Source organism: Kineococcus haloalkalitolerans, assembly GCF_050871905.1.
Classification (GTDB): domain Bacteria; phylum Actinomycetota; class Actinomycetes; order Actinomycetales; family Kineococcaceae; genus Kineococcus.
In genome coordinates, this window is record NZ_JBJLSH010000047.1 from 1 (window position 1) to 14673 (window position 14673).

Annotated in this window: 16 protein-coding genes; 12 read left to right on the forward strand and 4 right to left on the reverse strand. The window is 77.9% G+C overall.

Features of this window, described 5'->3' with window-relative positions:
* Window positions 1–107: 107 nt before the first annotated feature.
* Window positions 108–947, reverse strand: coding sequence for an SDR family oxidoreductase (locus tag ACRYMY_RS16300; RefSeq protein WP_432548277.1), 840 nt, complete (start codon window positions 945–947; stop codon window positions 108–110).
* Between the two features lie 95 nt (window positions 948–1042).
* Here ACRYMY_RS16300 and ACRYMY_RS16305 point away from each other — a divergent pair, with 95 nt between their 5' ends.
* Window positions 1043–1648, forward strand: coding sequence for a DJ-1/PfpI family protein (locus tag ACRYMY_RS16305; RefSeq protein WP_432548278.1), 606 nt, complete (start codon window positions 1043–1045; stop codon window positions 1646–1648).
* A 10-nt stretch (window positions 1649–1658) separates the two neighbouring features.
* Here the strand turns inward: ACRYMY_RS16305 and ACRYMY_RS16310 are convergent, their stop codons facing one another.
* Complete coding sequence (locus ACRYMY_RS16310; protein ID WP_432548279.1) at window positions 1659–1847, reverse strand: hypothetical protein; 189 nt, start codon at window positions 1845–1847, stop codon at window positions 1659–1661.
* Window positions 1848–1919: 72 nt separating this feature from the next.
* On the opposite strand from ACRYMY_RS16310, the gene ACRYMY_RS16315 reads away from it, so the two are divergent.
* The 11 genes from ACRYMY_RS16315 (at window position 1920) to ACRYMY_RS16365 (ending at window position 13417) form a co-directional block, all read left to right on the forward strand.
* On the forward strand, window positions 1920–4679 hold the full coding sequence (locus tag ACRYMY_RS16315) for an AAA family ATPase (RefSeq protein WP_432548280.1): 2760 nt from the start codon (window positions 1920–1922) through the stop codon (window positions 4677–4679).
* Between the two features lie 130 nt (window positions 4680–4809).
* On the forward strand, window positions 4810–5634 hold the full coding sequence (locus tag ACRYMY_RS16320) for an alpha/beta fold hydrolase (protein WP_432548281.1): 825 nt from the start codon (window positions 4810–4812) through the stop codon (window positions 5632–5634).
* A 78-nt stretch (window positions 5635–5712) separates the two neighbouring features.
* A complete protein-coding gene (locus ACRYMY_RS16325; RefSeq protein ID WP_432548282.1) occupies window positions 5713–6543 on the forward strand; it encodes an alpha/beta fold hydrolase in 831 nt (276 codons plus the stop codon).
* A gap of 5 nt (window positions 6544–6548) precedes the next feature.
* Window positions 6549–7430 (forward strand): alpha/beta hydrolase, encoded by an 882-nt coding sequence (locus tag ACRYMY_RS16330; RefSeq protein ID WP_432548283.1) that lies wholly within the window; start codon window positions 6549–6551, stop codon window positions 7428–7430.
* Window positions 7431–7436: 6 nt separating this feature from the next.
* Window positions 7437–8264 carry an MBL fold metallo-hydrolase gene (locus ACRYMY_RS16335; RefSeq protein WP_432548284.1) on the forward strand — a complete coding sequence of 276 codons (828 nt, stop codon included), beginning with the start codon at window positions 7437–7439 and terminating at the stop codon, window positions 8262–8264.
* Entirely contained in the window at window positions 8261–8992 is a 732-nt protein-coding gene (locus ACRYMY_RS16340; RefSeq protein ID WP_432548285.1) for an HAD family hydrolase, read from the forward strand. The genes ACRYMY_RS16335 and ACRYMY_RS16340 overlap by 4 nt, the downstream gene beginning before the upstream one ends.
* Window positions 8993–9413: 421 nt before the next feature.
* The gene (locus ACRYMY_RS16345; RefSeq protein ID WP_432548286.1) at window positions 9414–9965 is read left to right on the forward strand and encodes a PadR family transcriptional regulator; all 552 of its coding nucleotides are present in this window, start codon (window positions 9414–9416) and stop codon (window positions 9963–9965) included.
* On the forward strand, window positions 9962–10675 hold the full coding sequence (locus ACRYMY_RS16350) for an ABC transporter ATP-binding protein (protein ID WP_432548287.1): 714 nt from the start codon (window positions 9962–9964) through the stop codon (window positions 10673–10675). Before ACRYMY_RS16345 ends, ACRYMY_RS16350 begins: the two co-directional genes overlap by 4 nt.
* Entirely contained in the window at window positions 10672–12255 is a 1584-nt protein-coding gene (locus tag ACRYMY_RS16355; RefSeq protein WP_432548288.1) for a hypothetical protein, read from the forward strand. Before ACRYMY_RS16350 ends, ACRYMY_RS16355 begins: the two co-directional genes overlap by 4 nt.
* 59 nt (window positions 12256–12314) lie before the next feature.
* Window positions 12315–12584, forward strand: a complete 270-nt coding sequence (locus tag ACRYMY_RS16360; protein WP_432548289.1) for a hypothetical protein — start codon at window positions 12315–12317, stop codon at window positions 12582–12584.
* Between the two features lie 11 nt (window positions 12585–12595).
* Window positions 12596–13417 carry a phosphotransferase gene (locus ACRYMY_RS16365; RefSeq protein WP_432548290.1) on the forward strand — a complete coding sequence of 274 codons (822 nt, stop codon included), beginning with the start codon at window positions 12596–12598 and terminating at the stop codon, window positions 13415–13417.
* Between the two features lie 25 nt (window positions 13418–13442).
* Here ACRYMY_RS16365 and ACRYMY_RS16370 read toward each other — a convergent pair whose 3' ends face one another.
* Together ACRYMY_RS16370 and ACRYMY_RS16375 are read right to left on the reverse strand one after the other, a co-directional pair.
* On the reverse strand, window positions 13443–14291 hold the full coding sequence (locus tag ACRYMY_RS16370; protein ID WP_432548291.1) for a phosphotransferase enzyme family protein: 849 nt from the start codon (window positions 14289–14291) through the stop codon (window positions 13443–13445).
* Window positions 14288–14662, reverse strand: a complete 375-nt coding sequence (locus ACRYMY_RS16375) for a hypothetical protein (protein ID WP_432548292.1) — start codon at window positions 14660–14662, stop codon at window positions 14288–14290. Before ACRYMY_RS16375 ends, ACRYMY_RS16370 begins: the two co-directional genes overlap by 4 nt.
* Between the last annotated feature and the right edge of the window lie 11 nt (window positions 14663–14673).

The window sequence follows — 14673 nt, forward strand, 5'->3', positions numbered from 1 at the left end:
CACCCCACCACCCACCACCACCCCCCCGCCCCCCCGCCCCGCCCCCCCCCCCCCCCCCCCCCCCCCCCCCCCCCCCCCCCCCCCCCCCCGCGCCGACCCGCGAGGGGTCAGAGGATCGGCTTGCCCCCGGTGACGGCGATGCGGGCGCCGGAGACGTAGCTGGCCTCGTCGGAGGCGAGCATCACGTACACCGGGGCCAGTTCCGCGGGCTGCCCGGGGCGGCCCATCGGCACCTGCTGCCCGAAGCTCTCCACCTTCTCCTCCGGCATGGTCGCCGGGATGAGCGGCGTCCACACCGGACCGGGCGCGACGCTGTTGGCGCGGATGCCGCGCTCGGCGAGCAGCTGCGCCATCGAGGCGACCATGTTCGCGATGGCGGACTTCGTCGCCGCGTACGGCAGCAGCGTGGGGCTGGGGGTGTCGGAGTTCACCGAGCTGCTGCCGATGATCGAGGAACCCTCCCGCATGTGCGGCAGGGCGGCCTTCGTCAGGTGCCAGAACGCGCTGATGTTCGTGGCGATGGTGCGCTCGAACTCCTCGTCGGGCGTCTCCTCGATGGACTCGCGGTTCATCTGGAACGCCGCGTTGCTCACGAGGACGTCGACGCGGCCGAGCTCGTCGACGGTCTTGGCGACGACGGCGCGGCAGTGCGCGGGGTCGGCGAGGTCACCGGGGACCAGCACCGCCTTGCGGCCGGCCTCCTCGACCCACTTCGCGGTCTCGCGGGCGTCCTCGTGCTCGTCGAGGTAGCTGATGACGACGTCGGCGCCCTCGCGGGCGTAGGCGATGGCCACGGCGCGGCCGATGCCGCTGTCGCCGCCGGTGATCAGGGCCTTCTTGCCCTCCAGCCGGCCGGTGCCGCGGTAGCTGCGCTCGCCGTGGTCGGGGGCCGGGTCCATCTCCCCGGTGGTGCCGGGAGGGGTCTGCTGCTGCGGGGGCTGGGACACGGGGTGCACCTCTCGTCGCGCGGTCGCCGTCCCCGGGTGCCTACCCGCCCTTCCGCTCCTCACACGGACAGCGGCGGGCCTGCCAGGATCACGGCGTGAGCACCGAGCCCGCGCCCCGCACCATCGGCGTCCTCCTGTTCGACGGCGTGGAGGAGCTCGACGCCGTCGGCCCGTGGGAGGTCCTCGCGTACTGGACGCAGCACCACCCCGGCGACGGGTGGGCCGTCACGACCCTCGCCCGCGGGGGCCGGCCCGTCACGTGCGCGAAGGGGATGGTGATCACCCCGCAGCACGCGCTGGAAGACGCCCCCGCCCTCGACGTCCTGCTGCACCCCGGCGGTGCGGGGACCCGGCCGCTGCTGCGCGACGAGGAGCACCTGGCGTGGGTGCGGGCAACCGCCGCGGCGGCGTCGCTGACCACCAGCGTGTGCACCGGCTCGCTCGTCCACGCGGCGGCGGGCCTGCTCGCGGGCCGGCCGGCCACGACGTACTGGGGCGCGCTGGACCTGCTGGCCGAGCTGGACCCGAGCGTGCGGGTGGACCGCGAGGCCCGCTGGGTCGACGACGGCGACGTCGTCACCAGCGCGGGGGTCTCCGCGGGCATCGACATGGCCCTGCACCTGGTGCGCCGGCTGGCGGGGGAGGAGCGCGCGCGGCAGGTGCGCCGCGGCATCCAGTACGACCCGGAACCGCCGGTCTGACGGGTCGGCGTCAGTGCTGCCCGGGCGGGCCGTTCGGGTCGCGCCCCAGCTTGGCGAAGACCACCGCGGCCGCGGCGCCGGCCGCGACGGCCACGACGAGCAGCAGGGCCCGCAGGCCGCTGCTGGCCACCGCCCCCGACGCGACGAGGGCGAGGAGCGCCACGACGGCGCAGGCGTAGGCGTTGCGGCGGCGGAGCACCCGCCGACCCTAGCCGGGCCGGTCCCCGCCGACCCTGGTCGCACCGCCGCGACCTGGCTACAGTCCGCGCCCGTGGGCAGCCCCGGGCTCCTCGGTCGCGACGGCGAGCTGCAGCGCGTCGGTGAACTGCTGGGGCGGGCTCGCAACGGCCGCGGCGGTGCGCTGCTGCTGACGGGCGACCCGGGCATCGGCAAGACCGCGCTCCTGCGCGCGGCGACGTCGCACCTGCCCGGCGCGCAGCTGCTGCAGGTGGACGGGTACGAGGCCGAGGCGACGCTCCCGTTCGCCGCGCTGCAGCGCCTGCTGACCCCGCTGCGCGGGCACCTGGCCGCTCTGCCCGAGCAGCACCAGCGGGCCCTGCGCGTCGCGGCGGGCGCCGCCGAGGGGCCGCCCCCCGACCGGTTCCTCGTCGGGCTGGGCGTCCTGGGCCTGCTCGCGGCGGCGGGGGAGGAGGCGCCGCTGGTGTGCGCCGTGGACGACGCCCACCTGCTCGACGAGGAGTCCGCGGACGCCCTGGCCTTCGTCGCCCGCCGGCTGCGGGCGGAGTCCGTGGCCCTGGTGGTCGCGGCCCGCGATGAGCCGGACCTGGCCGCGCGGACGGCCGGCGTGGCGACGCTGCGGCTGGAGGGGCTCGCGCCCGACGCGGCCGCCGCCCTGCTGCGGTCGTCGCTGCCGCGGGCGATCGACCCGGCCGCGGCGGCGCGGATCGCCGCGGCCACCGGGGGCAACCCGCTCGCGCTGATCGACCTGGCCGGCGAGCTGGGCGTGCGGGACCTGACGGAGTCCAGCTTCGCCGAGGAGCCCCTGCCGGTGGGGCGCCACCTGGAGGCGCACTACCTGCGCCGGGTGCGTGACCTGCCGGCGCACGTGCAGCGCTGGCTGCTGGTCGCCGCGGCCGACTCCACGGGCACCGTGGACGTCATCGCCACCGCCGCCCTGGAGCTGGGCCTGCCGGCCACGGCCGCGGACGAAGCCGAGTCCGCCGGCCTGGTCGAGCTGGGGAACCTCGTGCGGTTCCGGCACCCGCTGGTGAAGGCCGCGGCCTACAACGCCGCCGCCGGGACCGAGCGCCGCCGCGTGCACCGCGCCCTGTCCACGGCGACGGCGGTGGGTGGGCTGGTGCACCTGCAGGCGTGGCACGCCGCCCGGGCGACGCTGGGCACCGACGCCGCGGTGGCCGACCAGCTGGAGCGCGTCGCGGACCTGGCCGGCCGCCGCGGGGGCCTGTCCTCGCGAGCCAGCGTGCTGGCGCGCGCCGCGGAGCTGACACCGACCGGCGGGCAGCGGGCGGCCCGGCGGGTCGCCGCGGCGGAGGCCGCGCTGGGCGCCGGTGCCGCCCACCGCGCGCAGGACCTGCTCGACGACGTCGACGAGGACGAGCTCGACCCCCTGGCGCGCGGCCGGTCGCTGGTCCTGCGCGCCGGCCTCGCCCTGTTCACCGCCGACCCCGCGCTGACCCGGGCGGGCGCCGACGTCCTGGCCGCGGCGGACTGCTTCCACGGCCACGACACGGCGGCCGAGCAGCTCGCCCTCGTCAAGGCCTTCGACCACACCCTGCCCGCCGAGCGCGCGGCCAGCGGGGTTCCCCTGCGGCAGCTGGGCGAGCGCTTGCGCGCGGGGGCCGCGCTGGCCGGCGGGACCGCCTCGGTGGTCCTGCACGCCCTCGGCGCGCTGGTGCTGCTGCCGCACCGCGAGGCCGTCCCCGCGCTGCGGCGCGCCGTCGAGGAGATCAGCGGCCTGCCGGACGAGCAGCTGCTGCTGTACGGCCCGACCAGCGTGGCGCTGACCACCGCGCTGTGGGACGCCCCCGCCCGGCGCGCCCTGCTGGAGCGCACGGTCGCGGCCGCCCGCGACGCCGGCTCGCTGCAGGTGCTGGACACCAGCCTGTGGATCCTGTCGTCGGCCGAGCTGCAGGGCGGCACCCCGCGCCGCGCCGCCGAGTGCATCGAGCAGGTGCGCGAGCTGCGGCGCGCCATCGGCTACGACGCCGAGCACGTGGTGAACGTGGCGCTGCTGGCGTGGTCGGGCGCCCCGCGGGAACAGGTCCTGGCCGTCGCCGAGGGAGCGGCCGCCGCGGGTTTCGGCGGCGTGCACGCGGCGGGTGTCACGGCCCTGGGCATCCGCGCGCTGGCGGAGGGGCGGTACCGCGATGCCCACGCCACCCTCGCGCCGCTGGTGGACGACCCGTTCCTGCACGTCACGCCGCTGGTGCTGCCCGACCTGGCCGAGGCTGCGGTCCGCAGCGGGCACCGCGAGCGGGCGGAGGAGGTGGTGCGGGAGCTGGAGGCGGTCGCCGCCGCCAACGGGTCGCTGTGGGCGCGGGGGACGGCGCTGCGCTCGCGGGCCCTGCTGGAGGACGAGCCGGAGGAGCTCTTCCGGGCGGCCGAGGACGCCCTGGCCGCGTGGGACCTGGAGGTGGAACTGGGCCGCGCGCACCTGCTGCACGGCGAGCAGCTGCGGCGGACCAGGCGCCGCGGCGCCGCCAAGGAGCAGCTGCGCCGCGCCGCCGCGCTGTTCGAGGAGGCGCGGGCGCCGGTGTTCGCCGAGCGCGCCCGCCGCGAGCTGGCCGCCCTGGGCGAGGGCCCCGCGGTCGCGAGCGCGGCGGGCCGGACGGGCGGGGCGGGTGGGGCGGGCGGAGCGGGCGCGGACCTGACCGCGCAGGAGGCGACGGTGGCCCGGCTGGCCGCCTCGGGAGCCACCAACGCGGAGATCGGCGCGTCGCTGTTCCTCAGCGTGAACACCGTGGACTACCACCTGCGCAAGGTGTTCGCGAAGCTCGGCGTCTCCTCGCGCCGCCAGCTCGCCGACCGCCTCGGCGACCCGCGCGGCTGAGCGGACCCGCCCGCGGCGGCCACGGGACCGCGTGGCGGACCACGTGCTCCACGTGGTCCGCGCAGCGGGTCCACGGCGGGAGGCTCCGGGTGCCGGGACGACCGGACACCCCGAGGCCGAGGAGGAACCCGTGCCCCACATCACCGTCGACGACGGCGCGCAGATCTTCTACCGGGACTGGGGGTCGGGAGGCTCACCGGTCCTGCTCAGCCACGGCTGGCCCCTGAACTCCGACGCCTGGGAGGCCGCCGCCCGCTTCCTCGCCGAGAACGGCCACCGGGCGGTCGCCCACGACCGCCGCGGGCACGGCCGCTCCACCCAGACGTGGCACGGCAACGAGATGGACACCTACGCCGACGACCTCGCCCGCCTCGTCGAGGCCCTCGACCTGCGCGACCTGACGCTCGTGGGGCACTCCACCGGCGGCGGGGAGGTCGTGCGCTACCTCGCCCGGCACGGCAGTTCCCGCGTGTCCAAGCTGGTGCTGGTCTCCGCCGTGCCGCCCCTCATGGTCCGCACCGACGACAACCCCGAGGGCCTGCCCGTGCAGGTGTTCGACGACATGCGCGCCGCCGAGGCCGCGGACCGCTCCCAGCTGTACCGCGACCTGGCCGACGGCCCGTTCTTCGGGCACAACCGGAACGGCGACGTCAGCCGGGGGTTCCGGGACGCGTTCTGGTCGCAGGGCACCGCGTGCGGGCACCGCGCCGCGTACGAGTGCATCGCCGCGTTCTCGGCCACCGACTTCCGCGAGGACCTGCGCGGCATCGACGTCCCCACCCTGGTCGTGCACGGCGACGACGACCAGATCGTCCCCTTCGCCGTCGGCGGGCAGCGGTCCGCGGCGATGGTGCCCGGCGCGAGGCTCACCGTCTACGAGGGCTCCGGCCACGCGCTGCCCGACACCGACCGCGAGCGCCTGCACGCCGACCTGCTCGCCTTCGTCGAGTCCTGACCTCCCCGCACCTCCCGCACTCCTGGACCCCCCACCGCACCGCCACCGGAACCGCCCACCCCGTGAGGAGCTGACCCCGTGAGCGCCACCCCCGACGACCCCGCCCGTCCCGCCCGCCGGCCCCTGCTGACCGCGGCCCTCGCCGCCCCGCTGGCCGCCGCCGTCGGCACCGGCACCGCCACGCCGGCGGCGGCCCGCGGCCGCACCCGTCCCACCGTCGTGCTCGTGCACGGCGCCTTCGCCGACGCCTCCGGCTGGAACGGGGTCGTCGAGCGCCTGCAGCGGCGCGGGCACACCGTCCTCGCCCCCGCGAACCCGTTGCGCGGCCTCTCCTCCGACGCCGAGTACCTGCGCACGTTCCTGTCGACCGTCCCCGGGCCCCTCGTGCTCGTCGGGCACTCCTACGGCGGTGCGGTCATCACGAACGCCGCCACCGGGAACCCGCACGTCACCGCCCTCGTCTACGCGGCCGCCTACGCGCTGGACGAGGGCGAGTCGGTCGCCGCGGCCAACTCCCTCGGCGGTGGCCACAGCGACGTGGTCGACAACCTCGTCCTGCGCCCCTACCCGGGCGGCGGCGACCAGGACGCCGACGCCTACGTCGACCCCGCGCAGTTCCGGCGCATCTTCGCCGGCGACCTGCCCGAGCGGCAGGTCGCCGTCATGGCCGCCACGCAGCGGCCAGGGGTGCTGTCCTCGCTGGTGGAACCGTCCGGCCCGCCCGCGTGGCGGTCGATCCCGTCCTGGTACGTCGTCGCCACCCGCGACGGTCTCATCCCGGTGCCGGCGCAGTTCGCGATGGCCGAGCGCGCGGGAGCCACCGCGCGCAAGGTGCGCAGCTCGCACGTGGTGATGACGAGCCACCCCGACGAGGTCACCGACGTGGTCCTCGACGCGGCGGGGAGGTGAGGACCGTGTCCACCTCCCCGACCGGCGCCGGCGGTACCCGGACGATCGTCTTCGTCCACGGGCTCTGGCTCAGCTCGGCCTCCTGGCAGGCGTGGCGCGACCGGTTCGAGGCCCGCGGCCACACCACCCTCGCCCCCGAGTGGCCGGGGATGGAGGCTCCCCTGCCCGAGCTGCGCGAGCGCTACCGCGGCGCCGGGCGCCGCAGCGACGTCGGGCTGACCGAGGTCGTCGACGCCTACGCGCGGGTGCTCGCCGACCTGCCGGAGCAGCCGGTCCTCGTGGGGCACTCCTTCGGCGGGCTCGTGGTGCAGCTGCTGCTGGACCGCGGTCTCGGCTCCGCCGGGGTGGCGATCTCCCCGGCGTCCGTCAAGGGCGTCAACCAGCTGCCGCTGAGCACCCTGCGCAGCGGCTGGGCGGTGCTGCGCACCCCGGCCAACCGCCACCGGACGGTGGCGCTGACGAAGGCGCAGTGGCACTACGCCTTCGCCAACACGTTGTCCCGCAGCGAGTCCGACGCGCTGTGGGAGGAGCACTGGGCGCCCACGCCGGGCCGGCCGCTGTGGCAGGCCGCGACCGCGTCCCTCAGCTCCCGCCCCGCCAACGCCGTGGACCTGACCGCCCGGGACCGCCCGCCGCTGCTCCTGCACGCCAACGGCGCCGACCACACCGTGCCCGCGTCCCTGAGCCGCGCCGTGCACGCGGTCCAGAGCAGGACGGGCGCCGTCACGGAGATCCACGAGTTCCCCGGCCGCCCGCACCTGTCCGCCCTCGTCGACGGGTGGGAGGCGGTCGCCGACGACGCCCTGGAGTGGGCCCTGCGCTTCCCGGTCCGCCGCGGCGGCGCCGGCCGCGCGGGGCTCAGCGGCGCGCAGCGCGCGGGCGGGTAGGGCACCGTGGGCGGGCGCCGGGCGCACGACGGAGGAGCGGTCCTGACCCACCTCGGCGGGCCGACCGTCCTCGTCGAGGTCCACGGCTGGCGGTTCCTCACCGACCCCACCTTCGACCCGCCCGGCCGCTACGCGTTCGGGTGGGGGACCGGCTCGCGCAAGCGGTCCGGCCCCGCCCTGACGCCCGGGGAGGTCGGCGCGGTGGACGCGGTCCTGCTCAGTCACGACCACCACGCCGACAACCTCGACGACCTCGGCCGCGCGTTCCTGGAGCGCACGCAGGTCGTCGTCACCACCGGACCCGGGGCCCGCCGGCTGCGCCGGGCGGGCACCGGGCCGGTCGTCGGCCTCGCGCCGGGGGACAGCGTCCTGCTGCGCGCACCGGGCCGGCCGCCGGTGCGCGTGACCGCCACGCCCTGCCGACACGGTCCCCGGTTCAGCCGCCCCTTCGCCGGCGCGGTCGTGGGTTTCGCGCTCGCCTGGGACACCCAGCGGCACGGCGTCCTGTGGATCACCGGCGACACGGTGCTCCACCCGGCGCTCGAGCGCGTCGCGCGGGAGCTGGTGGTGGACACCGTCGTGCTGCACGCCGGCGCCGTCCGCTTCCCCGTCACCGGCCCGCTGCGCTGGACGATGGACGCCGGGGAGGCCGTGCGCCTGTGCGCGCTGGCGCGGCCCCGCGCGGTCGTGCCCGTCCACGTGGAGGGCTGGTCGCACTTCACCGAGGGCCCCGAGGCCCTCGACCGGGCGTTCGCCGCGGCCCCCGGCGACCTCGCCGCCCGGCTGCGGTGGCCGCCCGCGCCGGGGGCCCCGTGGCGCACGATGGAGCCGTGACCGGACCCGACACCGCCCGTCCCGCCGCGCCGGTGCTGCGGGCCGTCGTCTTCGACCTGGACGGGACCCTGTTCGACCACCCGTCCGCCGCCCGGGCCGGCCTGCGCGCGTGGGTGGCCGCGCTGGGCCGCACAAGCACCGCGGAGCTGGAGGCCGCGTGGCTGCGGGCGGAGGAGCGGTGGTTCCGCGCCTGGCGCGAGGGCGAGGTGGACTTCGCCGAGCAGCGGCGCGGGCGCCTGCGGGACGTTCTGCCCCTGCTCGAGTTGCCGGTCGGGGACGACGACGCGCTGGACGCCCTGTTCACCGGGGGTTTCCTGCCCGCCTACGAGCGGGCGTGGGCCGGGTACGACGACATCGACGTCGCCCTGGAGCTCTTGCGGGAGAGCGGGTTGCGCACCGCGGTGCTGACGAACGGCCCCGGCGACCAGCAGAACGCGAAGATCGCCGCGATCGGCCTGACCGGCCGGCTCGGCCCGGTCCTGACCGCCGTCGAGCTGGGGTTCGCCAAACCCGACCCGCGGGCGTTCCACGCCGTGTGCGAGAGCCTCGGCCTTGCGCCCGCGGAGGTCCTGTACGTGGGCGACGACCACGAGGTCGACGTGTTGGGCGCCCGCGCGGCCGGGCTGCGTGCGGTGCACCTGGACCGCACCGGCGCCGGGCCGCTGGACGAGTCGTCCCGCCTGGAGAGCCTGCACGACCTGGCCGCGCACCTGCGGGACGTGCGCTGACCGGCCTGCCGGGACCGCTGCGGGCGCTCGCCGCTCGCCCGTCACCGCCCACGTCGTCCACCGCGTCGTCCGGGCGGGGGTCCGCGGCGGCATCCGGCCCGCCCGCGCCGAGCGCGGCGGGCAGGACGGGGGACCCGACCCGTTCGAGTGAGCGGTGCGTCCGGCCGGTCCGGCCGTGGCGTCGCGGCACGTCGGGGTCCGGTGGTGGCCGTCCTGAGGGCGCGTGCTCCTGCGTCGACGCCGACGCGGAGACCGCCCGTACGGGATCGCGACCGTCATCGCCCGACACGCCGTGCTGGCGCGTCCTCGCACCGGCGTGTCCCTCGACGAGGGTCGCGATCCTGTACGCACCGCCTCGCACGGCGGGGTGGACCCGGTCCGACTATTCACTCAGTACGTACTTGCGGTGTAGTGTCCGGTCATGTCCATGGTCGAGCTGCACCTGGCGCTGCTGTCGCGGGGTCCCGCGCACGGGTACGACCTGAAGAGGGAGTACGACGCGTGGTTCCCCGACGCCAAGCCCCTGCCCTTCGGGCAGGTGTACGCCACGCTCGGGCGGCTCGTGCGCGACGGACTGGCCGAGGTGGTCGAGACCCGTTCCGAGGGGGGGCCGGAACGGACCGTCTACGCGGTCACCGACGCCGGGCGGGAGCGGTTGCGGGACTGGCTGGCCCAGCCCGCGCCGCCCACCGTCTCCGGCACGGAGGAGCTGGTGCGCAAGGCGATCGCGGCCCTGCGCACCGGCTCCGCGGACCGGTCCGCGTCCGCGCTGGTCAGCGACCAGCGCGTCGCCCACCTGCGGCACATGCGCTCCCTGAGCACCGGGGACGACGGACCCGGCGACCTGGGCGGCCGGCTGGCGCGCCGCTACGCCGTGCTGCACCTGGACGCCGACCTGCGGTGGCTGGACGAGGCCGCCGCGGCGATCGACCGAGGACGACGCGCCACGCCCGACCGGGAGGACGACCGATGAACCGATCCGCCGACAGCGACGCCGCGGCCACCGCTGAGCCGCTGCTGGCGCTGCGCGCCGTCAGCCACGCCTACGCCCGGACCCCCGCGCTGCGCGAGGTCTCGCTGACCGTCCGCCCCGGCGAGGTGGTCGCCGTGACCGGGCCCAGCGGCTGCGGCAAGTCGACGCTCCTGCACGTCGCCGCCGGTCTGCTGAAACCCCACGCCGGGGACGTGCACCTGCTCGGGCGCGACCTGGCCGGCCTGGACGAACCCGCCCGGGCGGTGCTGCGCCGGCGCGAGGTGGGCATCGTCCTGCAGTACGGGCAGCTGGTGCCGGACATGGCGCTGGAGGACAACGTCGCCCTGCCGCTGCTGCTGGAGGGTGGGGACCTCGGAGCCTCCCGCACCGCGGCGCGCGACGCGCTCGCCCGCGTCGGCCTGGAGCAGGCCGGCACCGCTGTCCCCGAGGAGCTGTCCGGCGGGCAGGCGCAGCGTGCCGCCATCGCCCGCGCCCTCATCACCTCCCCGCGCCTGCTGCTGGCCGACGAGCCCGTGGCCAGCCTCGACGCTGTCGGCGCCCAGGACGCGCTGGACCTCCTGCTGTCCGTCGCCCGCCGCGACGGGGGAGCGGTCGTGCTCGTGACGCACGACAACACCGCCGCGGCCCTGGCCGACCGCGAGGTCCGCCTGCGCGACGGTTCCGTCGAGCGCGAGTCGGTGCTGCGGTGAGCGCCGCGACGGCCGCGCCGCCGGCGCGCGGGCCGCGGAGGTCGGCGCTGCGGCCGGAGGCGGTGCGGGCGATGACCGCGGTGCGCTCGCGCGCCGACCGCGTGCGCTCGCGGGCCACGACGGCGGCCGCGACGGGGATCGGCGTGAGCCTGCTGATCGCCGGGGCGGTGGCGACCGTGCGGGACACCGTCCTGATCGGCACGACGGTGTGGACGGAGGCCGACGGGACGACCGTGTCGGAGGAGCAGTTCCAGGCCGGTGGGGGCCTGGCGCCGTTCCTGGCCGAACCCGGCCTGCGCCCGGGCGCCGTGGTGGCCGCGGTGCTGCTCGTGCTGCCGTTCCTGGCGCTCGCGGTCCAGGCCCTGCGCGTCGGCAGGGTCGTGGAGGAGCGCCGGGCGCGACGGCTGCTCGTGGCGGGCGCCTCGTGGGCGGACCTGCGCCGCCTGCGGGTCGCGCGCACCAGCGCGGCGTTCGTGCGCGGCGCCCTGCTGGCGGCACCGGTGTACCTGCTGCTGTGGTTGCTGCTGGGCGTGGCGCTGCCCGAGGGGACCCGGCTGCTGCCGCGGCCGCAGTGGTGGACGCCGCTGCTGTGGCTCGCCGTCGTCGGCCTGCTGTGGGTCACGGCCCGCGCGCTGGCCGTCGCCGGTCACCGCCGCGACGCCGCGCAGGCGCTGCAGCGCAGCGGGATGCCCGTCCGCGTGCCGTCGCGGCTGTTCGTGCTGCTCACCGCGGTCGGCGGGGTGGCCGCCCTGTTCGCCGGCCCGCTGGGCGGCGGCAGCCCGGTGGTCTTCGCCGTCCTCGTCGTGGTCGCCGTGGTCCTGTTCGCGCTGGCCGCGGGTGCCGGGGCGGCGCGCTCGGCCGCCTCCACGGTGCGCGTCCGGGTCGCCCCCGCGGGCGGGGAGGGCTTCGACGGCGCGGCTGCCGCGCGCGGTCCCCGCCGCCGTCCCCGCCGCCGGTCCTCCGGTGGCCGCGACCGCGCGGCGGGCCTGCTGGCCGACGCGCAGCGGCGCGGCAGCACCGCCGCGGTGACGGGCACCGCGGGCGTGCTGTTCGTGTGCGGGCTCTCGTTCGGCGTCGAGGCCTCGCTGAGCGGGCAGGTCCTCGCCGAGCGCGCCGGCGAGGCGTCCGACGGCGGGTACGCCCCCAGCGACGTGGCCTTCTACCTCGGCGGCGCGGGGCTCGCGGCGGCCGTCGGGCTGGTCGCCGCCGTCGTCGCCGTCGCGGCCCTGCTGCTGAGCCTGACCGACCACCTGCTGGGCAACCGCCGCGCGGTGGCCTCGACGGCGGCGCTGGGCGCGGAGGTCCGCCGGCTGGTGCGGGTGCAGGCGCTGTGCCTGGCGCGCACGGCGGTCCCGGCGGTCGTGCTGGGCTTCCTGGTCGCGGCCGTGCCGTACTCGCTGCTGTTCGTGGGCGGCGCGGCGGCGGGCACCGCCGGGGGCGTCGCGTGGGCGGTGCTGGTGCCGCTGGTCGCCCTCGTCGTCGTGACGGCGCTGGTGGCGCTGGCCTGCCGGCTGCTGGCGACGGCCCTCACGGGGCGCGTCCGCTCCGCCGCCGCGCTGGAGAACCTGCGCGTCCCCTGACCGCGAACGACGTCCCTCCCGGAGGCCCCGTGAGCGTCCGTCCTACCGCCCGAACCGCCGTGCCCGTCGCGCCGGTCGTGCACCTGCCCGCCGACCCCACGGGACCGGCGCTGGCCGGGGTGGTCCGGGACCTGCGCGCGGCCACCCGCGGCGACGTGCTCGTCGTGGACCTCACGGCCGTCCGGCGCACCTCCCCGGGGGTGCGCCGGGCGCTGCGGGCCCTGCGGGTGGCGGCCTCGCGCCGCGGCTGCGCGTGGACCTACCGCGGTCACCTGCCGGGCCCGGCGGCGGCCGCCCGGGACTCCCCGCAGGAGCCGATGCACCCCTAGGCTCGCCGGTCGTGGAGGAGCGCCTGCCGGGTGGCCGCAACGACGGCGCCGTCCGGGCCGGGGACACGGTGCGCCGCCGCGCGGGCGACCACACGCCCGCGGTCCACGCCCTGCTGGAGCACCTGCACCGCAGCGGGTTCCACCGCGCTCCGCGAGCGCTGGGGTTCGACGAGCAGGGTCGCGAGGTCCTCACGTTCCTGCCCGGCCTGACGGTGGGGGAGCAGCGGCCGTGGCCGGCGTGGGCGCGCGGGGACGCCGCCCTCGTCGCCGCGGGGGCGTGGCTGCGCGACTTCCACGACGCCGTCCGCTCGTTCGTCCCGCCGCCCGGTGCCCGCTGGGGCGGCGACCACGACGAGGTCCGCCCCGGCGAGGTGGTCGGCCACCACGACGCCGCCCCGTACAACGCGGTGTGGCGGCCGCTGCCCACGGCCGCGGACCCGGACGCGGGGGAACTGGTGGGGTTCGTCGACTGGGAGCTCGCCGCCCCCGCGGACCCGCTGCGCGACCTGGCCTTCAGCGCCCTGGCGTGGGTGCCGCTGAGCGCCCGCGACGTCGCCGCGGCCGACGGCTTCCCCGGCGGCCCGCGGGTCGTGGCGGAGCGGGCTCGCCGGCTGCGGCTGCTGCTGGAGGCCTACCGCTGGGACGGTGACGTCGCGACGGTGCTGGCCGCGGTGGAACGCCGCGCGCGCGAGCACGCCGACGGGTTGCGCGCCGCGGCGGCGGACGGGTACGTCCCGGCGGTCCGGCTCGTGACCGAGGGGGTCGCGGACGCCTTCGACCGCGCCGCGGACGAGCTCGTGGCCGACGCGCCGCTGCTGGTCGCCACCCGGTGAGCGCGGTGCTGCCCGCGGGGGACGCTCATCCGGCGTGGTCGCCCCCGTCGCGCGCCACGGCCGCGCGCACGTCCGCCAGCCACTCCCGGCCCAGCCGCCGCCCGTCCGGGAACCGGTCGTCGCGGTCCCAGCGCCACGTGGTGACGACGGCCAGGACGAGCACCCGGCACCGGCGCAGGAGGGCTTGGTCGAGGCCCGGGCAGTGGGTGGCGACCTCCTCCGGGGCGTGCGCGAGGTCGAACTCCACCGGCCCGCGGCAGCACGTCTCGAGGTCCACGAAGACGGGGCCGCCCTCGGCGGCCAGCACGTTCCCGGGGTGCGGCTCGCCGTGCAGCACCTGCTCGGCGGCACCGCTCGCGGCGACCTGCCGCCCCAGCCGCTCGACCGTGGTGGCGAGGAACTCCCGGTCCGCCCGGTCCAGGTCCGGTGTGCGCTCGCGGTCGGCCAGCAGCCGCTGCGCCTGCTCCACCCGCTCCGTGAACCGCGGGACGGCGACGTCCAGGCCGCGCGCCGCCGCGTGGAAGCGGGTCAGCGCTGCGGCGTACGGCGCGGGCGCCACCTCCGCCGCCGCGGCCGGGTGGTGGGTCCACAGCGTGACCGTGAACCCGTCGACCTCGTGCACGTGCGGTCCCACCCGCGGATCGGGGACGGCGACGGGAGCGCCGCGCTCGGCCAGGCGCACGGCGAGGTCCACCTGGAACCGCGCCGACCGCCGCCCCGGGCGCGCGACGCGGGCCACGACGTCGCACGGCAGCAGGCGGACGGTCAGCGCGTTCGAGGCGTGCAGGACGACCGCGTCCTCCACCCGCAGACCGCGCGCGGTGGCTGCCGCGCGCGCCGCCCGCAGCGCCTCCGGCCCCTCCGCCGCCGTCACGCCCGCGTCCCGGGCCCCTCGGCGGTGCGGACGGTGACGAGGAACTCCCGCGCGGTGGTGGTCAGCACCTCGCCGGTCCACGGGTCCTCCAGGTGGCCGTCGTCGTGCGGGTCCCAGCCCGTCAGCGCCTGCCCGCTGGGCACGCGCAGGACCTCGCGCGCGACGCCGTCCTCGACGACGTGCAGGTCGACGACCCGCCCGCGGACCCGTTCGCCGGCGTGGACGCCGGTGTCGTGGTGCGACTCGACCAGGTGCACCTGCCCCGCCGGGTCGACCCAGCGGATGCAGCGCAGGTCCACCACCTGGTCCCGCTCGACGGCCCCGCCGCAGCAGTCGTGCTCCCAGTCACCCACCTCGACGACGACGTCCACGGGGCGACGCT